This is a genomic window from Mesorhizobium sp. WSM4313, assembly GCF_002294725.1.
Classification (GTDB): Bacteria; Pseudomonadota; Alphaproteobacteria; order Rhizobiales; family Rhizobiaceae; genus Mesorhizobium.
This window is the reverse complement of record NZ_NSFT01000004.1, coordinates 25,086-45,328: the sequence shown is the minus strand read 5'-3', so window position 1 is coordinate 45,328 and position 20,243 is coordinate 25,086. Positions and strand designations below refer to the sequence as shown.

Sequence of the window (20,243 nt, the reverse complement as noted above, 5' to 3'; positions counted from 1 at the left end):
TGTGACGAATTTTCCGCGATTAGCGTCGCTATTCGCCCTCATCATGACGGTCGTCGTCACGCTTTTTTCGGCCATGCCGGCTTTTGCCGTCGAGCCGATCAAGATCGCGCGCGACGACAAGGCGCTGGACCTGTCGCGCGCCGTGGAAATCTACCGGAACCAGGGTGAGAATTTCCAGGTCTCGACGGCGCCCGGCCCCGACGGCATAGTGCGGCGCATCGAAGTGGAAGCTAATGATGCTCGCTCGAGCGGCGACTGGGCCGTCTTCGCGCTCGCCAACACCACCGACCAGCAGCTCGATCGGCTGATCGTCGCGCCGCATTTCCGGCTGGTGAATTCCGGCATCTTCTGGCCGGATCTCGGCTCGACGCGCATCGCCGCCATCACACCCAGCGAGGGCTTCGCGCTCGACCGCCAGACAAGCCCCGACGCCGACGTGTTCCGGGTGACGCTGAACCCCGGAACGGTGGTGACCTTCATCGCCGAGCTCGCCTCGCCGAAACTGCCGCAGGTCTATCTCTGGGAGCCGGATTCCTACAAGGACTCAGTCAATTCCTACACGCTGTTCCGCGGCATCGTCATCGGCATTTCGGGGCTTCTTGCGCTGTTCCTGACGATCCTGTTCGTGGTCAAGGGAACCTCGATGTTCCCGGCGACCGCGGCGCTCGCCTGGGCGGTGCTGGCCTATATCTGCGTCGACTTCGGCTTCCTCAACAAGATCATCGAGATATCGCCCGGCAACGAGCAGATCTGGCGGGCCGGCACGGAGGTGGCCTTGGCCGGAACCTTCGTGGTGTTCCTGTTCGCCTATCTCAACCTCAACCGGTGGCATGGTCATTTCAGCTACGGCGCGCTGGTTTGGATCCTCGGGCTGCTGTTGATCGCGGGGGTGGCCATCGTCGATCCGGCGGTCGCCGCCGGCGTTGCCCGCATCTCGTTCGCCGCCACCGCGCTAACGGGCCTCGGCCTCATCATCTTCCTCGGCATCCGCGGCTATGACCGCGCGATCATGCTGGTGCCGAGCTGGGTGATGGTGTTGCTATGGCTATGCGGATCGTGGATGGCGATCACCGGCATGCTGGACAACGACATCGCCCAGCCGGCGCTGGGCGGCGGGCTGATCCTGATCATCCTCTTGATCGGCTTCACGGTCATGCAGCACGCCTTTGCCGGCGGCGCGCTGCATCAGGGCCTGTTCTCCGACCTGGAGCGGCAGGCGCTCGCCGTCGCCGGCTCGGGCGACATCGTCTGGGATTGGGACGTGCTGCGCGACCGCGTGGTGACTAAGCCCGACATCAGCCTGCAGCTCGGCCTTGCGCCCAACAGCCTTGGGGGTGCGGCCCGCAACTGGCTGCCGGTGCTGCATGCCGACGACCGCGACACGTTCCGCACCACGCTCGACGTGGTGCTGGAGCATAGGCGCGGCAAGGTAGCGCAGAACTTCCGCCTGCGCGGCGCCGACGGCCATTACCACTGGTTCTCGCTGCGCGCCCGCCCGGTGATCGGCTCCGACGGCGAGGTGATCCGCTGCGTCGGCACCATGATCGACGTCACCGAGCAGAAGAAATCCGAGGAAAGGCTGCTGCACGACGCCGTGCATGACAATTTGACCGGCCTGCCGAACCGCGAATTGTTCATGAACCGGCTGGAAGCGATCATCTCGATCGCCCGCACCGAGGAGAAGGTGCGCCCGACGGTCTTCATCATCGACATCGATCGCTTCAAGCAGGTCAATGACGGCCTTGGCATCTCCGCCGGCGACACCATTCTGCTCACTGTCGCGCGCCGGCTGCACCGGCTGCTCAAGCCGAAGGATTCGCTGTCGCGCTTTGCCGGCGACCAGTTCGCGCTGATGCTGCTTTCGGAACAGGACCCGGCCCGCATCGCTGCCATGGCGGACGCCATCAAGCACGCGATCAACAATCCGATCACCTTCGCCAAGCGAGAAATCGTGCTCACCGCATCGATCGGCCTGATCACCTGGACGACGGCGCAGACTTCGGCCGAGGACATGGTCAAGGACGCCGAGCTTGCCATGCACCAGGCCAAGCGTTTCGGCGGCGACAGGATCGAGCCCTTCCGTCCCGCCTTCCGCACCGTCGGCACAGACCGGCTGCAGTTCGAATCCGACCTTCGCCGCGCCATCGAGCGGCGCGAGTTCACGCTTGCCTATCAGCCGATCGTGCGACTGGAGGATGGCAGCGTCGCCGGCTTCGAGGCGCTGCTGCGCTGGGACCATCCGCGCCGCGGCATGATCCCGCCGGGGGACTTCATTCCGGTCGCCGAGAATTGCGGGCTGATCGTGCAACTCGGCCTGTTCGCCATGCAGCAGGCGGCCGAGGACCTCGCCACCTGGCAGAAGCAGATCGGCGACGCGCCGCTCTCGGTCTCGGTCAACCTGTCCAGCCGTCAGCTCATCCGCCGCGACCTGGTCAGCGACGTCCGCTCGGTGATCGCGCGCGCCAATCTGAAACCGCGCTGCTTCCGGCTGGAGCTCACCGAGTCCCTGGTGATGGACAATCCCGAGCAGACCGCGCATGTGCTGACCAAGCTGAAGCAGCTCGGCATCGGATTGTCGCTCGACGATTTCGGCACCGGCTATTCCTCGCTCTCCTACCTGACGCGCTTCCCTTTCGACACTATCAAGATCGACAAGAGCTTCGTCGACGACGCCACGCCGAAGCGTGCCGTGCTGCTCAAATCGATGGTCAACATGGCGCATGAGCTGGGGCTTTCGGTCGTGGCGGAAGGCATTTCGGATGAAAGCGACGCGCTGGAGCTGCGCCAGATGGGCTGCGAATATGTGCAGAGCTTCATGTTCGGCGCGCCGATGCCCGGCGACCAGGTGCTGAAGACGCTGAGGGAGCAGTATCCGCTCACCCAGGCTTAGGTTGGCGCGCTTGATGCGGCCGGTCGTTCCAATCGAGTAGCGAGACACTCTGCGATTGGCCGTTACGTCCATCACATCGTCATTCTCGGGCTTGACCCGAGAATCCATTCCGTGACGTTAACGCATTGAAAAGCGTTGCAGAGTTCTGCACCGCTGCACTCTATGCTCGATGTAACGGCATGGATCCTAGGGTCTGCGCGCGTCGCTTCGCTCCTTGCTCCGCCCTAGGATGACGAACGGGCTAAGCGTGCCCGGCGGCGGCGCTCAGATGGGCGAGGTCGATGCCGATCGAGGCAAGGATACGGTCGTATTTGCGCTCGATATCGGTGTCGAAGAGAAGCTCCGGCGTCGCCGGACAGGTGAGCCAGCCATTCTCGGAGATCTCCGTTTCGAGCTGGCCGGCGCCCCAGCCGGAATAGCCGAGCGCCATGAGGGCATGGCGCGGGCCGCGGCCGGTCGAGATGGCCCGCAGGATATCGACGGTTGCCGTCAGACAGATATCGTCGGAGACGTTGAGCGAGGATTCCACGCGATAGTCGCCCGAATGCAGCACGAAGCCGCGGCTGCGGTCGACGGGCCCGCCGTTGCGCACGACGAAATCGCGCGTATGCGCCGGCAGGCGGATCGCTTCCTGCTCGTTCATGATGCCGAGTTGCACAAGCAGGTCCGGAAACAGCATCTGCTGCGTCTGATTGATGATCAGGCCCATCGCGCCCTCGTCGCTATGGGCGCAGATGTAGATGACGGAGCGCGCGAAACGGTCGTCCTTCATGCCGGGCATGGCAATCAGGAACTGATCGTCGAGGAAACCGCGTCCGGCGGCCGACTTCTTGTGGCGCAGCAAGTCCATGGCCTCAGCGTAACGCGTTTCGGCAGCGCCGAAAAGATGGTGCCAGTCCCCGATGTCACGCAAATATGATACCGGGAGAGCGACGAAGTCATTGCGCGGCCAAGAACGGACGGTCAAATCACCGCATGCGATACATGAAATTACTGGTTCTCGGCGTCGTTTTCGGGTGGGCTACAAGCCCATCGGCCGAGGCCTCCTCCTCGAACTGGTACAACAGTGAAGGCGGCAAGGTTCGGCTGGTGACCACCGGCAAGCCCGACCAGGCCGGCAAGATCCACGGCGTGCTCGACATCGTGTTGAAGCCCGGCTGGAAAACCTATTGGCGCGATCCAGGCGACGCCGGCGTGCCGCCGCAACTCGACATATCGGGCAGCACCAATGTCGCCGACGCGCAATTGTCGTTCCCGCCGCCGCAGCGGCATGACGACGGCTACGGCAAATGGGCCGGCTACGATCGTCCGGTGTCGCTGCCGGTGACGTTCACGCTGTCTTCGCCCGACCAGCCGGCGACCATCGATGCCAATATCTTCCTCGGCATCTGCGAGACGATCTGCATTCCAGTGCAGACCCGGCTCAGCGTCGATCCCGGGTCCGACCCCGATAACGCGACCGACGCGGCCCTGGTGAAAACCGCACTTGCGACGCTGCCCTCCCCGGCCCGGTCCGATTTCGGCATCAGCGTGCTGTCCAGCGACCATGAGACCCTTGTCGTCCAGGCGCAGTCGCCCGGCGATCCGCAATCCGTCGATCTCTTCATCGCCGGCGAGCGCGACTACATGTTCGGCGCGCCGGTGCGCAGTCAGAAGGATGGCAAGCTCGTCTTCACCGTGCCGATCCTCGACCGGCCGTCGGCGGCGCCGACCGATGGCGGGCTGTATTACACGCTGACCAGTGCCGAGGGTTCGGTGGACGGGCTGCTGCCTTTCCCTTGATCCAGGGTCTTTCTGAGCCGCAATTCCGGACGGAAAACCGCTGCACACTTTTCCTGGAATTGCTCTGAAGAGTTGCCGGAGCCCGCGCAGTCCGATATCGAAGGCATCGATCCTTCCCATCCCCCAAGCGAGGCACCCCATGACCATTGCGGTTGGCGAAAAACTGCCCGAAGCGACCTTCAAGACCATGACCGCGGACGGCGCAAAGTCGATCACCGGCGATGAGATCTTCGCCGGCAAGAAAGTCGTGCTGTTCGGCGTTCCCGGCGCCTTCACGCCGACCTGCAGCAACAACCACCTGCCTGGCTATCTGGAGAATCATGACGCCATCCTGGCCCGCGGCGTCGACACGATCGCCGTCGTCTCGGTCAACGACGTGCATGTCATGGGCGCTTGGGCGCGGTTCACCGGCGGCGAAGGCAAGATCCTCTATCTCGCCGACGGCAGCGGCGATTTCGCCAAATTGGTGGGACTCGACAACGATCTTTCCGGGGCCGGCATGGGCCTGCGTTCGAAGCGCTTCTCAATGATCGTCGACGACGGCAAGGTCGTGGCGCTCAATGTCGAGACCAAGCCGGGCGTCGACGAGAGTGGCGCGGCAAAAATCCTCGAGCAGCTCTAGATCAGGTCAGGTTTCGTTGGCCCCATGATCTTGTCCGAAAACCAGTTCCACTTTTTGCGTTCGCTGACCTTCGGTTCAGGATCATGCTCTGATGTTTGACACCGTCTGGCGCGCAGTGGCGATCGGCATCGGCGCCACAGTATTCATGGATGTCTGGGCGATCGTCCTCAACAAGGCGTTCGGCCTGCCATTGCCCAACTGGGGCATGGTCGGACGCTGGGTGCGGCATCTGCCGAAGAGGGTTTTTCACGACGATATCGGCAAGGCGGCACCTTATGCGCATGAAAAGGCGCTCGGCTGGGCATTCCACTACCTCGTCGGCATTCTCTACGGCGTGATCCTTGTCGTGCTCGCCGGCGCGGGCTGGCTGGCGGCACCGACATTCCTGCCGGCCTTCATCCTCGGCATCGTCACGGTTGGGGCCGGCTGGTTCCTCCTGGCGCCGGGCATGGGCGCCGGCTGGGCGGCGTCCAAGCTTCCCAATCCGATGAAGGTGCGCGCGCTCAACCTCCTGGCGCACACGGTGTTCGCGCTCGGCATGTTCTCGACGGCGCTGCTGATACGGTGATGTTTCCCGTCACTAGCGGTGATGAGCTGATCAGAATAGACGGTTCAAATCCCTGCGCCCGTCCACGACACGAACGATCTCGACCAACTCTACCGGGCCATCGTCCCCATCCGGTGCCGTTTCGTAGAGCAGTACAAACGGCGCCGCCACCAACATGCGCGTCGAGGCCCGAATATCAGGCCGCCTTACGCCCATGCGTGGCTGGTCCGCCAACTGCAGCGCCCGATCCTCTATCCAGTCGTAGTAGCGATCGGCGGCCCTCAAGCTTTCACTGCCAATGGCCACATAGATGTCGATTAAATCGGCTCTGGCCGCTGGTGACCAGACTACCTTAACGGCCATTCGGCGCGGCGTCCTTTAGCCTCTGCCGAGCTTCCTTTCTGAGAGTGTCAAAGTCCAAGGGCTCCGGTCTCCCGCTCGCCTTGCCCTCGTCCCAGAGCCGCTGCAAACGATGTAAGTCCTCTTGGCGTAGTTCTCGCTTGGCCAACCAATCCCGCACCGCTTCTCGCACGATTTCGCTCGTGGTCGCGTATTCGCCGGTTTCCACGGCCTCACGCATGACAGCCGCCTGCTGCGTCGTGACCGCCACGCTGATTTTTTCCACGTTTGCCATCGGCAGCCATCCTTGCTCTATGGTAGTAAATAATACTCCCTTTGCAGGGCTGCAATCAATGGCACTGCTCATCAGGAGGCGATCAAATGACGTGATCTGGCGCCCGATCGTCGATCGGCCGCCAGGCGTGGAGGATGCGGCGCGCGCCGATATCAAAGGCGAAGTAGTTGCCGCCGCCCGCCGGCTGATCCGCGACACGACTGATTTGGCGGGAATCGAGCAGAAGCAGCAGAAGTGTCCCCACGCCTCCATGGCCAATGAAAGCCAAGTTGCCGGTGAGGCCGGTGCCAAGCACGGCGTCGACTTCGTCCATGATGCGCTGCTGTGCGTCTATCGCCCTTTCCCATCCGCGGATACTGTCGTGCGGCCTGGCGAAGAACTCGTCGGCAACCGCTTCGAATTCCGGCGGCGGCAGGAAGCCCGTCGCCGATCGGTCGTTCTCGTGCATCCGCTCCCGCACCTCGACCTCGAGATGAAGGTGCTTCGCCAGGATTTCCGCAGTTTCGACCGCCTTGCGTTCAGCGGACGACACGATGCGCCCTATCGAGCCAACCCAGGGCTGGTCGAGCATCGCAACAGCCCTTGCCCGGCCGATGTCAGACAGCCCCCATTCCGGCACCGGAATTTTGGCGTCGATCCGAACCTGCGGATGGGTAATGTAATAGGCGATCGGCAAGGCAAACTTTCTCCGATCAGATGCGGGCTCGATTGCCGATCAGTAGCTCTGGGTCGAGCGTCGCGCCTTTGCAACCGCCGGCCGCTTCGGCTGCGCTGCGGGCTGCGCCGCCAAAACAGGCTTCACCGGGCCCTTCTTGAACGGTGCCATGCCCTGCCGGGCCAGTTCGTCAGCGCGCTCGTTCTCCGGGTGGCCGGCATGGCCTTTAACCCAGTGCCAGACGACCTTGTGACGCCGGTTGGCCTCATCGAGCGCCTGCCAGAGCTCGCCATTCTTGACCGGCTTCCTGTCGCCGGTCTTCCAGCCGTTCTTCTTCCAGCCGTGGATCCATTTGGAGATGCCGTCCATGACGTATTTGCTGTCGGTGTAGAGGTCGACCGCGCAAGGCTCCTTCAGCGCGTTGAGCGCCGTAATGGCGGCCAGCAGCTCCATGCGGTTGTTGGTGGTCTCGGCCTCGCCGCCGGACAGCTCTTTGGTGACGCCGTTGTAGCGCAGCACCGCGCCCCAGCCGCCCGGCCCGGGATTGCCCGAGCAGGCGCCGTCGGTGAAGATCTCGATCTGCTTGTTCATGTCAGCCCGTATTCGGATGGCGACTTGATGGCGCGGTGGAAGCGCATGCGGCGGATATATTCGGTCGGATCGCGCTTCATCACCAGCCCGCCATCCGGAATGGTCAGCCAGTCATAGAGGCGGGTCAGCATGAAGCGCAGCGCCGAGCCGCGCGCCAGCATCGGCAGCGCCGCCTTCTCGTCGTCCTGAAGCGGCCGCACCGACTGGTAGCCGGCCAGCAGCGCCGCCCCCTTGGTCAGGTTGAAGGCAAAATCCTTCTCGAAGCACCAGGCGTTGAGGCAGGTTGCGACATCATAGGCGTAGAGGTCGTCGCAGGCGAAATAGAAGTCGATCAGTCCCGAAAGCTTCTCGCCGAGGAAGAAGACATTGTCCGGGAACAGATCGGCATGGATGATGCCCTTAGGGAGGCCGGTGGGCCAATTGCGCTCGAAATCGGCGAAATCGGCATCGACCTCGGCCGCCAAGCCGGGCTCGACCTCGTCGGCGCGCTCGCGCGAGGCAGCCCAGAGCTTGCGCCAGCCCTCGATCGCCAGCGCGTTCGGCCTTCGCATCTGAAAATCCTGGCCGGCAAGATGCAGGCTGGCGAGCGCCTTGCCGACTTCGCCGCAATGCGCGGCCGTCGGCCGCCTGAGCGACAGGCCTTCGAGGAAGGTGATGATGACGGCGGGCCGGCCAGCCAGCGTGCCGACGACGGTGCCGTCATGCGCGGTGACCGGCAGCGGGCAGGAAATGCCTTTCCTGGCAAGATGGCCCATCAGGCCGAGAAAGAACGGCAGGTCGGCCTTGTCGACCCGCTTCTCGTAGAGCGTCAGGATGTAGGAGCCGGTCGAGGCGTGGACCAGGAAATTGGAATTCTCGGTGCCTTCGGCGATGCCCTTATAGGAGAGCAGCTCACCCACCGGATAGGCCTTGAGGAATGCGGTCAGCTCGCCTTCGTTGACGTCGGTGTAGACAGCCATCCGGTTTCACGCCGCTCCATTGACGAAGGCCATGTCGGCCGCCGTCAGTTCGACATCGCGCAAAACCCGCATCACCGGAAAATCCTCCGTTTCCGTGGCCGTGACGGCCAGATCGATGGTGACGTCGAAGCGTTGCCGGAACGCGTCGATGATCTCGTCGACGATGATTTCCGGCGCCGAGGCGCCGGCCGACAGGCCGAGCGTCCTGATCCCGGCGATCTCATCCCACGGAATTTCGGCGGCGCGCTGCACGAGAAGCGACATTGTGGCGCCGGCGCGCTCCGCCACTTCGACAAGGCGACGCGAATTGGACGAATTGGGAGCGCCGACGATAAGGAAAAGATCGGCGCCGGCCGCTGTCTCCTTCACCGCTTCCTGGCGGTTGGTGGTGGCGTAGCAGATCGATTCGGCCGCGGCCGCATGCAGTTCGGGAAACCGCTCCTGGAGCGCCCGGATGATGCCGGCGGTGTCCTCGACCGACAAGGTCGTCTGGGTGACGAAGCCCAGCGCCGAAGCGTCGAGGGGGACGAAACGCGCGGCGTCAGCCTCGGTCTCGATCAACGTCACCGCGCCTTCCGGCAATTGTCCCATCGTGCCGATCACCTCCGGGTGACCGGCATGGCCGATCAGCAGCACATGGCGACCGAGCCGCTGGTGGCGCATCGCCTGCTTGTGCACCTTGGAGACGAGTGGGCACGTGGCGTCGAGGTAAAAGAGATTGCGCGCCTGCGCGTCCGCCGGCACCGATTTCGGCACGCCATGCGCGGAAAAGACCACGGGCGACTGGCGATGCTCCGGCGGAATCTCAGACAGTTCCTCGATGAAGACGGCGCCCAGGCTCTGCAGCCCTTCGACGACGTAGCGGTTGTGCACGATCTCGTGGCGGACATAGACCGGCGCGCCGTATTTCTTCAGCGCCAGCACGACGATCTGGATGGCACGGTCGACACCGGCGCAGAAGCCGCGTGGCTGGCACAGCCTGATCGTCAGCGGTGGCTTTTTCTGGGTCATGAATGCAAGGCCGATTCAGTCGGAACCAAGAACATGATGCCGAAAGGTGTGAAGCGGTTTTCGGACGACATCATGCTCTATCTGTTTGATTAGGCGAAATGAGGTGCGCACCCCTGCCCTGTCAAGAGCGAGCACGCTCACTGCTCCTTCGCCGGGCGGCGCAACCTCAGGATCAGCACGGCTGCAAGGGCGGCGGCCAGCCCGTACCACGTGACGGCATATTGCAAATGGTTGTTCGGCAGGTCGATGATGGTGACGCCACCGACCGGCAGGCCGCCAGGATTCGGCGTCTTGTCGGCATCGACGAAGAACGGCACCAGCACGAACCCGGCAGGCAGACCGGCGGTCGCCGCCATGACGTCGCGGTCCTTCCAATAGAAGATGTTCTTGGCGACGTCATTGTCGGGAAGCATCATCGACGGCTTTGCAGGCAGCGGATTGCGGGCGAGTCCGGTCACCGTCACCTTGCCGGCGACTTCGCCCTGCCGGCGCTTGGAGGGATCCTTGAGGTCGTAGGGAACGAAGCCGCGGTTGACGAGCACGAAGCGGCCGTCCTCGAGCTGCAGGGGCGTGTAGACGTTGAAGCCGCTGTCGCCTTGCCAAGTGGAAAAGAAGTGCCGCTCGCCCTGATGCAGGAAAGTGCCTGTTACCGTCACGGGCGTGTAGTCGACATCATGGGAAGCGGCGAATTCCTTCTCCACGTCCGCTAGAGCCAGCGGTGCGGAATGGGTGCGCTTGTCGATGGTTGCGAGCAGGCCTTCCTTCCAATGCAGGCGCTGGACCTGCCAGGTGCCGAGCCCGATCAGGACAGCGAACAGGACAAGGCCGAGGCCAAGCAGCAACGCCGTGCGCGGCCGCGAAGGGCCGCCAACCAAATCGGTCGTCTCGCTCATTTGTTGGAATCCAGCCTGCCTTCAGCAGCCTTCTTGGAGTACTGCAAGGTGATCAGCACGCCCTTGATCAGGCGCAGCGCCGTCAGGCAGAGCACCAGCGCCAGCGGTATCCACAACATAAAGTGCAGCCAGAGCGGCGGACTGAACGTCACCTCCATCCACAATGCGAGGCCAACGACGACGAAGCCGATGATCAGGATGACGAACACGGCCGGCCCGTCGCCCGCATCGGCGAAGGAATAGTCGAGTCCGCAATTATAGCAGCGCTTGCCGATGGTGAGGAAACCCGAGAACAGCTTGCCTTCGCCGCAGCGCGGACAGCGGCCATGCAGACCGGCCGAGATCGGATCGATAGGTGGCCAGATCGCCTTGTCTTCGCTCATGTTCTCACCGTAGACCTTTTTGTCCCAAAGAATAAGGCGGCCACGTCGCCGCAGCCGCCCTTTGGGATTCCGAAACCCGTCGGTTTAATGGCCTTCGATCAGTGCGCCGTTCGAGGCCCAGACATAGATGGCGCTGAACAGGAACAGCCAGACCACGTCGACGAAGTGCCAATACCAGGCGGCCGCTTCGAAGCCGAAATGCTGCTTCGGGGTGAAGTCGCCGCGCCACGCGCGGATCAGGCAGACGAGCAGGAAGATGGTGCCGATGATGACATGGAAGCCGTGGAAGCCGGTCGCCATGAAGAAGGTGGCGCCGTAGATCGAATCCCTGAAGCCGAACGGAGCGTGCATGTACTCGTAAGCCTGCACCATGGTGAACAGCATGCCGAGGCCGACGGTCAGCACCAGGCCGTTAATCAGGCCCTTGCGGTCGCCATGCAGAAGCGCGTGGTGCGCCCAGGTCACCGTCGTGCCCGACAGAAGCAGGATGATGGTGTTGTAGAGCGGCAAGTGGAAGGGATCGAGGACTTCAAGCCCCTTCGGCGGCCAGACACCGCCGGTGAAGGCGGTGCGGGCATATTGCGAGGCTTCGCCCGGGAACAGGCTGGCGTCGAAGAAGGCCCAGAACCAGGCGACGAAGAACATCACCTCGGAGGCGATGAACATGATCATGCCGTAGCGCAGATGCAGCGACACGACGCGCGTGTGGTGACCCTCATGCGCTTCCTTGATGGTGTCCGACCACCAGGCGAACATCGTGTAGAGCACGATGATCATCCCGATGAAAAACAGCCACGGATTGGCGATGTTGTGGCCGAAGACCGGGAAGTTGCCGCCCTTCAGATACTGCATCAGGCAGACACCGCCGATGGCGGTGACCAGCGCGCCGACGGAACCCAGGAAAGGCCAGGGGCTGGGGTTGACGAGATGGTAGTCGTGTTGTGGTTTTGCGTGCGCGTCTGCCATATCAACCCCCGAGGCTTGCGTCGGAATCTGGAACTTTGTTGCTGCTGCCAGCGGCCGGCGCCGAGGAGGCGACCGGCTGTTTGTTTTCGACCGGGAACATCGTGTAGGACAGGGTGATGGTCTTCAAGTCCTTGAGTTCCGGCACGTTGACGATGTCTGGATCGACATAGAACACGACCGGCATGTCCAGCGTCTCGCCGGGTTTCAGCGTCGTGTCGGTGAAGCAGAAGCACTCCACCTTGTTGAAATAGGCACCGGCCATTTCCGGCTGCACGTTGAACGAGGCGCGGCCGGTAATGGTGCGGTCGAACTTGTTGGTGGCGCTGTAATGCGCCTGCGCCGTCGCGCCGATCTTGATCGTCACCGAGCGGGCGACAGGCTCGAACTGCCATGGAATGCCGTTGGTGTTGGCATCGAAGCGGATGGTGATATCACGGTCGAGCACGCGGCCGGCATATTGCTTCTCGGCGCGCTGCGTGGTCCCGCCATAGCCGGTGACCTGGCAGAACATCTTGTAGAGCGGCACCGCCGCATAGGCCATGCCGACCATGCCGGTGAAGAAGGCGAGGCAGACGGCGGCGACGATGCCGTTGTTCACCTTGCGGGGCTTGCTGCTGGCCTCGCCGCCCATCAGCCGCCTCCCAGCAGGCCGGAGCCGGTGATGCTGGCTCCGCTGTGACCGAAGCGCACGATGGTGGCGGCATAGAAGATGACGACCAGCGCTGCCAGCGCGAGACCGATGGCGATGGAGCGGTTGCGGCGGGCCTTCTGCTGGCGTTCGGTCAGCGTGACCAGTTCGAGCTTCTTGTCAGCCACGATCATGCTCCCCCCATCATGAGGGCGCGCCCGACCACGCAATCGACGAGATAGGCGGCAAAGATAGCGAAGAGATAGAGCAGCGAGTAGCCGAACAGGGCTTTGGCCGGCTTCATCGCGCGGTCGCCGTCGGCCATGGCAAGCACTTTCCAGGCATACCAGACGAAGCCCGCGCCGAGGGCCGCCGAGACGACGCCGTAGCCGGCCGTGGTGTAGCCGAGCGCCCAGGGCAGCACCCCGACCGGCGCCAGGATCAGCGCATAGGCAAAGATCTGCCTACGGGTCGAGGCATGGCCGGCGACATTCGGCATCATCGGGATGCCGGCGCGGGCGTAGTCGTCGGATTTGAAGAGAGCCAGCGCCCAGAAATGCGGCGGCGTCCACAGGAAGATGATCAGGAACAGGATCACGCTTTCGAGGCTGACCGAGCCGGTCACGGCGGCCCAGCCGATTACCGGCGGGATGGCGCCGGCGGCGCCGCCGATGACAATGTTCTGCGGCGTCCAGCGCTTCAGCCACATGGTGTATATGACGGCGTAGAAGAAGATGGTGAAGGCGAGAAGCGATGCCGACAGCCAGTTGACCAGCACGCCGAGCGTCATCACCGACAGCACCGACAGCACAAGGCCAAAGCTCAACGCCTCGCCTGGGGTGACGCGACCGGACGGCACCGGGCGGCCGGCGGTCCTCGTCATCACGGCGTCGATGTCGGCGTCGTACCACATGTTGAGCGCGCCGGAAGCACCGGCGCCAATGGCGATTGCGAGGATGGCGATCACCGCCATGAGCGGATTGATGGCGACGGGCGCCGCGATCATGCCGACAAACGCCGTGAAGACGACCAGCGACATGACACGCGGCTTCAGGAGGGCGAAGAAATCGCCTGCGGTCGCTTCCGACATGCGAAAACCCGCTTCCTCCATCAATCTGTCTTCGGCAAGGGCCATGCGTACTTAAAGTCCATCATTCCGTTGGCCAAGACCGCCGGGCAAGCCGGCGGCCTCGTATGCGTCGGGACGCTGCCTACCTGATCTTCGGCAGCTGTTCCCATTGGTGGAATGGCGGCGGCGAAGGCAGCTGCCATTCGAGCGTGGTGGCGCCCTCGCCCCACGGGTTGGCGCCGGCGACGCGCTTCTTCTGGAAGGCCTCGAACACGCCGTAGAGGAAGATCGCGACACCGACGGCCGCGATGTAGGAGCCGTAGGACGACACCATGTTCCAGCCGGCGAACGCGTCCGGATAGTCGACGGTACGGCGCGGCATGCCGGCGAGGCCGAGGAAGTGCTGCGGGAAGAAGATCAGGTTGACGCCGACGAAGGTCACCCAGAAGTGGGTGTTGGCGATAACCGGCGAGTACATGTAGCCGGTCATCTTCGGGAACCAGTAGTACCAGCCGGCGAAGATGGCAAACACCGCGCCCAGCGACAGCACGTAGTGGAAGTGGGCGATCACGAAATAGGTGTCGTGCAGCGAGCGGTCGAGACCGGCATTGGCCAGTTGAACGCCGGTGACGCCACCGATGGTGAACAGGAAGATGAAGCCCAGCGCCCACAGCATCGGCGGCTTGAAGGAGATCGAACCGCCCCACATGGTGGCGATCCAGGAGAAGATCTTCACGCCGGTCGGCACCGCGATGACCATGGTGGCGAACACGAAGTAACGCTGCGTGTCGAGCGACAGGCCGGTCGTGTACATGTGGTGCGCCCAGACGATGAAGCCGACGGCGCCGATCGCGACCATGGCGTAGGCCATGCCGAGATAGCCGAACACCGGCTTCTTCGAGAAGGTCGAGACGATATGGCTGATGATGCCGAAGCCCGGCAGGATCAGGATGTACACCTCGGGATGGCCGAAGAACCAGAACAGATGCTGGAAGAGGATCGGGTCACCGCCCTGATCCGGCACGAAGAAAGCGGTGCCGAAATTGCGATCGGTGAGCAGCATGGTGATGGCGCCCGCCAGAACCGGCAGCGACAGCAGCAGCAGGAAAGCGGTGATCAGCACCGCCCAGGCAAACAGCGGCATCTTGTGCAGCGTCATGCCGGGAGCGCGCATGTTGAAGATGGTGGTGATGAAGTTGATGGCGCCGAGGATCGACGACGCGCCGGCGATATGGATCGAGAGGATCGCCAGGTCCATCGCCGGGCCCGGCTGGCCGGACGTCGAGAGCGGCGGATAGATGGTCCAGCCGCCGCCGACGCCGAAGGCGCCCGGCGCGCTCGGCACGAACATCGAGGAGAGCAGCAGGATGAAAGCCGGCGGCAGCAGCCAGAACGAGATGTTGTTCATGCGCGGGAAGGCCATGTCCGGCGCGCCGATCATGATCGGCACCATCCAGTTGGCGAAGCCGCCGATGAGCGCCGGCATGACCATGAAGAAGATCATGATCAGGCCGTGCGCGGCGCCGAAGGCGTTGTACATGCTCTTGCCGCCGTCGATGGCGGCGTCGCCCTGCATGCCGTAGACCATCTGCGCCAGGCCGCTGAAGATCTGGATGCCCGGCTCCTGCAGCTCCATGCGGATGGCGACCGAGAGCGCGGCGCCGATGATGCCGGCCATGATCGCGAAGATCAGGTAGAGCGTGCCGATGTCCTTGTGGTTGGTCGAGTAGACCCAGCGGACCCAGCCATGCGGCCTGTGGTCGCCGTGATCGTGAGCTGCAGCCTCTGCCATGTTCCGCTCCGTTCCCTAAATCTTGCTAACCCGCGGCATCAGTTGCCGGCGGCCGCTACCTTGTTGGTACCATCGATCTCGGCCATCAGCGCCTTGTTGGCGGCGGGCACGTCGGTCTTGGCCGTATCCAGCCAGGTCTTGAACTGCGCATCGGACACCACGCGCACGGCGATCGGCATGAAGGCATGGTCCTTGCCGCAGAGCTGCGAGCACTGGCCGTAGTAGAGGCCTTCCTTCTCCGCCTTGAACCAGGTCTCGTTGGTGCGGCCGGGGACGGCATCCATCTTGATGCCGAAGGACGGCACGGCGAAGGAGTGGATGACATCGGTGGCGGTGATCAGCACGCGAGTCATGGTGTTGACCGGCACGACCAGCTCGTTGTCGACCGCCAGCAGACGCGGATAGCGGGCGCGATCTTCCTTGCCGGCCTTGGCGCGGTCGGCATCCTGAAGAACCGCCGAGTTGAAGGAGAAGGTCTTGTCGATCTGGTACTCGTAATCCCAGTTCCACTGGTTGCCGGTCGCCTTGACGGTGAGCTTGGCTTCTTCCGGCGGCGTGTACTGCGCGGTGAGCAGCTGGAAGGAGGGAATGGCGATGAGCAGAAGCACGATCACCGGCCCGACGGTCCAGATCACCTCGATCAGCGTGTTATGGCTGGTCCTGGACGGCACTGGATTGGCGCTTGCGCGGAACCTGACGATGCAGACCAGCAGAAGCACCAGCACGAGGATGGTGATCGGGACGATGAACCACATGGTGTAGTTCCCAAACCGCTCGATCTGCCGCATCATGTCGGTCGCGGGCGCCTGGAAGGTCATCTCCCATTCCCGCGGCTGGTCGGCGCGAGCCGCCGCACTGGAGAAGAGCACGGCCGAAGCTGCCGTACCTGCCAAGAATTCAGCGCTTGCCAGGAATTTCCTCATCGCCCTCTCGTCTCCCACTTCCCGCGATCTGGTCGCACCAATAACGGACGACACCGGAATTGGGAATCCCGGGCTGTCCCGAGGCTGGTTCAAACCATACTCTATTTCCCTCCGCAAGAAAGGAGCGGAGGAAACCGTGCGGCATTTTTGCGCGCAGGCCGAAGGCTGCGTTCGGCGCCCGCCATGCTATATGCGCGACGGTCGCAATTCGGGCGAATTTGCTTTGGAAAAGCATGCAATTGCCGGTATCGGGGCGGACCGGCGGAGGTCTCGTCCTTTACTTGGCCCCGGCGCGGCTTAAAGTGCCGTGATTCGCAATGGAGCCGTTATGACTTCCTGGCTTTCGAGAACCCTGGCGAAGGTCGTCCTTGCCGTCGCCTTGCTCGGTGTCGGCGTAGCCGTCGGCGCCCCCGCCTCGCCTAACGACGCCAAGCCGCCGAGCGGCACGGTGAAGTCGACGCATGGCGCGTGGTCGATCATCTGCGATACGCCGGCAGGTGCTACCTCAGAGCAATGCGTGATGATGCAGAACGTCGTCGCCGAGGACCGCCCTGAAATGGGGCTTTCGGTCGTGGTGCTGCGCACAGCCGACAACAAGGCCGAGATCCTGCGCGTGCTGGCGCCGCTCGGCGTGCTCCTGCCCAACGGGCTTGGCCTCAATGTCGACGGCAAGGATATCGGCCGCGCCTATTTCGTGCGCTGCTTCCAGGACGGCTGCTACGCCGAGGTGATCCTTGAAAAACCGCTGCTCGACACGCTGAAGAGCGGCACGTCGGCCACCTTCATCGTGTTCCAGACGCCCGAGGAAGGCATCGGCATTCCGGTCGATCTCAAGGGCTTTGCAGACGGCTTCGCCGCCCTACCTTGATCTTCTTGCCCATGCACCGCGGCCATTTCCGACGCTGAGGTCGAATGGCGAATGCGGATTTGGCGGCAGGAGGCTCCATGCGCACGTCATTGTCCGCTTTCATCGCTGGGCTGGCGCTGGCCGGTGCGGTTTCGGTCGCCCGGGCCGAGGACGACGAAATCCTCCAGAGGCCCGACTCGGCGGCGATCCTCGATATCGCCAAGGGCTTCGGTTCCGCCAGGATGGGCAAGGACGACAACGGCGATCCGATGATTTCGGGGCGGATCGACGGCGTTAAATACCTGATCTATTTCTACGGCTGCGAAGACCACGAGAACTGCAAGTCGCTGCAATTCGCGACCGGCTTCGCCGACCCGCTTACCGCTGACCAAGCCAACGCCTGGAACGCAAAATACCGGTGGGTGAGGGCCTATTCGGGCGACGGCTCGAATTTCAGGATGGATGTCAGCTTTGCGGGCGGCATCACCAGGGCCAATCTCGAGAAGCAGTTTTCCAATTGGAACGCGATGGCCGGCAACATCAAGGATTTCGTCAGCGGCAAGTGATGGCGGCGCAATCGTCGGCTTGACCCAGTTGGCGATTGTGCGACGACGGCTTCGCGCCTACATGCCGAGGAACGATTTGTTTCCATGAATGGATTTGCCATGAACAGCCTGATCGGCCAATTCGACATTTCAGACGATCGCGTCAAGGAGATCGTCACCGAGACCATCAAGGGCGCCGACGACGGCGAGCTGTTCCTCGAATACAGCGAGAACGAAGCGCTGATGTTCGATAATGGCCGGCTGAAGACGGCCAATTTCAACACCGACCGGGGGTTCGGCCTGCGTGCCGTGGCCGGCGAGGCCAGCGGTTATGCGCATTCGAGCGATCTCTCCGAAGCCTCGCTGTTGCGCGCGGCGGACGCAGTCTCGGCTGTCAAAGGCGGCTATTCCGGCACATTGGCCGGAGCGCCCGCCCGCACCAACCGCCATCTCTATGGCGACGAGAACCCTATCCCCTCGCCTTCCTTCGAGGCCAAGGCCAAGCTGTTGCAGGAGATCGACGGCTGGCTGCGCGCCAAGGATCCGCGCGTGCGCCAGGTGACGGCGTCGCTTGCCGCCTCGTGGCAGCATGTCGAGATCGTGCGCGGCGACGGCCAGATCGTGCGCGACATCCGCCCGCTGGTGCGGATCAACGTTTCCGTGGTGGTCGGCGATGGCGACCGGCAGGAGAGCGGCTCCTACGGGATGGGCGGCCGCAAGAGCTTTGGCGAGTTCGTCGGCGAGGAAAGCTGGAAGCATGCCGCCAGCGAGGCGCTGCGGCAGGCGCTGGTCAATCTCGAGGCCGTCCCTGCGCCGGCGGGCACGTTCGACATCGTGCTGTCCAGCGGCTGGCCGGGCGTGATGCTGCACGAGGCGGTCGGGCATGGGCTCGAAGGCGACTTCAACCGCAAGAAGACATCGGCCTTCGCCGGCCTGATGGGCCAGCAGGTGGCGGCAAAGGGTGTCACCGTGGTCGACGACGGCACCATGCCCGAGCGGCGCGGCTCGCTGACCGTCGACGATGAAGGGACGCCCTCGGCGCGCAACGTGCTGATCGAGGACGGCAAGCTCGTCGGCTATATGCAGGACCGCCAGAACGCCCGGCTGATGGGCATGAAGGCGACGGGCAACGGCCGCCGCGAAGGCTATGCGCACCAGCCGATGCCGCGCATGACCAACACCTACATGACCTCGGGCGACATGGAGCCGGAAGAGATCATCGCCTCGGTCAAGAACGGCATCTATGCCGTTTCCTTCGGCGGCGGCCAGGTCGACATCACGTCGGGCAAGTTCGTGTTCGGCTGCACCGAAGCCTACATGATCGAGAACGGCAAGGTGACGCAGCCGATCAAGGGCGCGATGCTGATCGGCAACGGGCCGGACGCCATGCACCGCGTCAGCATGATCGGCAACGACATGAAGCTCGACACCGGCATCGGCATGTGCGGCAAAGCCGGACAGGGCGTGCCCGTCGGCGTCGGCCAGCCGCATCTGCGGATGAACCAGATGACGGTGGGCGGCACCAGGGTTTGAGGTCTATCGTCCACTGCCTGACGAACGACCATCCCGAGCAGTCTCCGCGCGCCAGGCGGGTTGATTCCGGCTCCACCTTGAAGTGAACACAATCGTGTTAGGACATTATTAATTGTTCAATTGGCGGGGCGGGCGTTTGCGCATTAGCTTGTCGCCAGTCTTCTCGTTGCGGTGGTGTCGGCAATGCAGCGTTCTCCTGGCGTCCTGACTTCTTCTTTCCTCATTGGCCTCGTTTCCCTGGTTGGCGCATCATCGCTGCAAGTCGGCCCTGCAGCGGCGCAGTCGTCGCTGTTCAATCTAACGGCTGCGAGCGCCGCCGCAGTCGGCGGCAGCACCAGCGTCCCATATGGCTGGCTCGATTTCTGTCATCGCCGGCCGAAGGAATGCAACGTGCCTGCCCTGCCTGCCACAAGCGTCAGGCTGACCGCGCAGAAAATGAGCATCCTCAAGCGGGTAAACCAGAAGGCGAACCGTTCCATCAAGCCCGTCAGCAATTACGACCACTGGGGCACGACGATGGACCACTGGGACTATCCGACAGACGGCAAGGGCGACTGCAAGATCTACGCGCTCTACAAGCGCAAGCTGCTCCTGGAAGCCGGCTTCCCCCGGCAGGCGCTGCTGATGACGGTGGTGCGCGACCTCCACAATGAGGGCCACACCATTCTGACGGTGAAGACCGACAAGGGCGATCTCGTGCTGGACAATCTGGTCGACGAAATCCGCCCCTGGAACGCCACCGGCTATTATTTCCTGAAACGCCAGTCGCAGCAGAACCCGAACACCTGGGTGTCGATCAACCAGCGCGGCGGCACAGCGAAACGACTGTCTCCGAGCTCGTAAGGGCCAGAGCGTTTCACCGTTTCGCGGAAACGGCGAGCCGCTCTATTTTCCTGGGATGCAATTCCGCACGGAAGGCTATGGCGAAGTCGCCGAGCCCGAACCTTTCACCTTTTCCCGCAATCGCTCCCGG

Annotated in this window: 23 protein-coding genes; 8 read left to right on the top strand and 15 right to left on the bottom strand. The window is 63.2% G+C overall.

What is annotated here, in order from left to right; all coding sequences use genetic code 11:
- Window position 1: 1 nt before the first annotated feature.
- A complete protein-coding gene (locus CK219_RS10850; protein ID WP_176476983.1) occupies window positions 2-2,890 on the top strand; it encodes an EAL domain-containing protein in 2,889 nt (962 codons plus the stop codon).
- Window positions 2,891-3,131: 241 nt separating this feature from the next.
- On the opposite strand, the gene CK219_RS10845 is transcribed toward CK219_RS10850, so the two are convergent.
- On the bottom strand, window positions 3,132-3,740 hold the full coding sequence (locus CK219_RS10845) for a YqgE/AlgH family protein (RefSeq protein ID WP_095767156.1): 609 nt from the start codon (window positions 3,738-3,740) through the stop codon (window positions 3,132-3,134).
- Window positions 3,741-3,865: 125 nt separating this feature from the next.
- Between CK219_RS10845 and CK219_RS10840 the strand changes: the two genes are divergently transcribed.
- The 3 genes from CK219_RS10840 (at window position 3,866) to CK219_RS10830 (ending at window position 5,862) form a co-directional block, all read left to right on the top strand.
- On the top strand, window positions 3,866-4,672 hold the full coding sequence (locus CK219_RS10840) for a protein-disulfide reductase DsbD domain-containing protein (protein ID WP_095766776.1): 807 nt from the start codon (window positions 3,866-3,868) through the stop codon (window positions 4,670-4,672).
- A 139-nt stretch (window positions 4,673-4,811) separates the two neighbouring features.
- Complete coding sequence (locus CK219_RS10835; RefSeq protein ID WP_095766775.1) at window positions 4,812-5,294, top strand: peroxiredoxin; 483 nt, start codon at window positions 4,812-4,814, stop codon at window positions 5,292-5,294.
- A gap of 91 nt (window positions 5,295-5,385) precedes the next feature.
- Window positions 5,386-5,862 carry a DUF2938 domain-containing protein gene (locus CK219_RS10830; RefSeq protein ID WP_095766774.1) on the top strand — a complete coding sequence of 159 codons (477 nt, stop codon included), beginning with the start codon at window positions 5,386-5,388 and terminating at the stop codon, window positions 5,860-5,862.
- A gap of 30 nt (window positions 5,863-5,892) precedes the next feature.
- Here CK219_RS10830 and CK219_RS10825 read toward each other — a convergent pair whose 3' ends face one another.
- From CK219_RS10825 to coxB, 14 genes are all read right to left on the bottom strand, one after another.
- Window positions 5,893-6,204 carry a type II toxin-antitoxin system RelE/ParE family toxin gene (locus CK219_RS10825; RefSeq protein WP_095766773.1) on the bottom strand — a complete coding sequence of 104 codons (312 nt, stop codon included), beginning with the start codon at window positions 6,202-6,204 and terminating at the stop codon, window positions 5,893-5,895.
- Entirely contained in the window at window positions 6,194-6,475 is a 282-nt protein-coding gene (locus tag CK219_RS10820) for a type II toxin-antitoxin system ParD family antitoxin (RefSeq protein WP_095767155.1), read from the bottom strand. The genes CK219_RS10825 and CK219_RS10820 overlap by 11 nt, the downstream gene beginning before the upstream one ends.
- A gap of 82 nt (window positions 6,476-6,557) precedes the next feature.
- Window positions 6,558-7,151 (bottom strand): histidine phosphatase family protein, encoded by a 594-nt coding sequence (locus CK219_RS10815; protein ID WP_095766772.1) that lies wholly within the window; start codon window positions 7,149-7,151, stop codon window positions 6,558-6,560.
- A gap of 39 nt (window positions 7,152-7,190) precedes the next feature.
- The gene (rnhA, locus tag CK219_RS10810) at window positions 7,191-7,721 is read right to left on the bottom strand and encodes a ribonuclease HI (protein WP_095766771.1); all 531 of its coding nucleotides are present in this window, start codon (window positions 7,719-7,721) and stop codon (window positions 7,191-7,193) included.
- A complete protein-coding gene (locus CK219_RS10805) occupies window positions 7,718-8,680 on the bottom strand; it encodes a homoserine kinase (protein ID WP_095766770.1) in 963 nt (320 codons plus the stop codon). Before CK219_RS10805 ends, rnhA begins: the two co-directional genes overlap by 4 nt.
- 6 nt (window positions 8,681-8,686) lie before the next feature.
- Window positions 8,687-9,691, bottom strand: coding sequence for a 4-hydroxy-3-methylbut-2-enyl diphosphate reductase (gene ispH / locus CK219_RS10800; protein ID WP_095766769.1), 1,005 nt, complete (start codon window positions 9,689-9,691; stop codon window positions 8,687-8,689).
- Window positions 9,692-9,828: 137 nt separating this feature from the next.
- Window positions 9,829-10,584, bottom strand: a complete 756-nt coding sequence (locus CK219_RS10795) for an SURF1 family protein (RefSeq protein WP_176476982.1) — start codon at window positions 10,582-10,584, stop codon at window positions 9,829-9,831.
- Complete coding sequence (locus tag CK219_RS10790) at window positions 10,581-10,967, bottom strand: DUF983 domain-containing protein (RefSeq protein WP_095766768.1); 387 nt, start codon at window positions 10,965-10,967, stop codon at window positions 10,581-10,583. The genes CK219_RS10795 and CK219_RS10790 overlap by 4 nt, the downstream gene beginning before the upstream one ends.
- An 84-nt stretch (window positions 10,968-11,051) precedes the next feature.
- Window positions 11,052-11,933 carry a cytochrome c oxidase subunit 3 gene (locus tag CK219_RS10785; RefSeq protein WP_095766767.1) on the bottom strand — a complete coding sequence of 294 codons (882 nt, stop codon included), beginning with the start codon at window positions 11,931-11,933 and terminating at the stop codon, window positions 11,052-11,054.
- Between the two features lies 1 nt (window position 11,934).
- Window positions 11,935-12,564 (bottom strand): cytochrome c oxidase assembly protein, encoded by a 630-nt coding sequence (locus CK219_RS10780; protein ID WP_095766766.1) that lies wholly within the window; start codon window positions 12,562-12,564, stop codon window positions 11,935-11,937.
- Window positions 12,564-12,755, bottom strand: a complete 192-nt coding sequence (locus CK219_RS10775) for a hypothetical protein (RefSeq protein WP_095766765.1) — start codon at window positions 12,753-12,755, stop codon at window positions 12,564-12,566. The genes CK219_RS10780 and CK219_RS10775 overlap by 1 nt, the downstream gene beginning before the upstream one ends.
- Window positions 12,752-13,696: a heme o synthase gene (locus tag CK219_RS10770; protein WP_095766764.1), complete on the bottom strand. Its 945-nt coding sequence runs from the start codon at window positions 13,694-13,696 to the stop codon at window positions 12,752-12,754. Before CK219_RS10770 ends, CK219_RS10775 begins: the two co-directional genes overlap by 4 nt.
- A 76-nt stretch (window positions 13,697-13,772) precedes the next feature.
- A complete protein-coding gene (gene ctaD / locus CK219_RS10765) occupies window positions 13,773-15,422 on the bottom strand; it encodes a cytochrome c oxidase subunit I (RefSeq protein ID WP_095766763.1) in 1,650 nt (549 codons plus the stop codon).
- Between the two features lie 38 nt (window positions 15,423-15,460).
- Complete coding sequence (gene coxB, locus CK219_RS10760) at window positions 15,461-16,345, bottom strand: cytochrome c oxidase subunit II (RefSeq protein ID WP_095766762.1); 885 nt, start codon at window positions 16,343-16,345, stop codon at window positions 15,461-15,463.
- A gap of 328 nt (window positions 16,346-16,673) precedes the next feature.
- On the opposite strand from coxB, the gene CK219_RS10755 reads away from it, so the two are divergent.
- The 4 genes from CK219_RS10755 to CK219_RS10740 all read left to right on the top strand — a co-directional run bounded on the left by CK219_RS10755 (window position 16,674) and on the right by CK219_RS10740 (window position 20,113).
- Window positions 16,674-17,213 (top strand): invasion associated locus B family protein, encoded by a 540-nt coding sequence (locus CK219_RS10755; RefSeq protein WP_095766761.1) that lies wholly within the window; start codon window positions 16,674-16,676, stop codon window positions 17,211-17,213.
- Window positions 17,214-17,290: 77 nt separating this feature from the next.
- A complete protein-coding gene (locus CK219_RS10750; RefSeq protein WP_176476981.1) occupies window positions 17,291-17,758 on the top strand; it encodes a YbjN domain-containing protein in 468 nt (155 codons plus the stop codon).
- Between the two features lie 99 nt (window positions 17,759-17,857).
- Window positions 17,858-19,270: a metalloprotease TldD gene (gene tldD, locus CK219_RS10745; protein ID WP_095767153.1), complete on the top strand. Its 1,413-nt coding sequence runs from the start codon at window positions 17,858-17,860 to the stop codon at window positions 19,268-19,270.
- A gap of 183 nt (window positions 19,271-19,453) precedes the next feature.
- The gene (locus CK219_RS10740; RefSeq protein WP_176476980.1) at window positions 19,454-20,113 is read left to right on the top strand and encodes a transglutaminase-like cysteine peptidase; all 660 of its coding nucleotides are present in this window, start codon (window positions 19,454-19,456) and stop codon (window positions 20,111-20,113) included.
- Window positions 20,114-20,243: the final 130 nt, after the last annotated feature.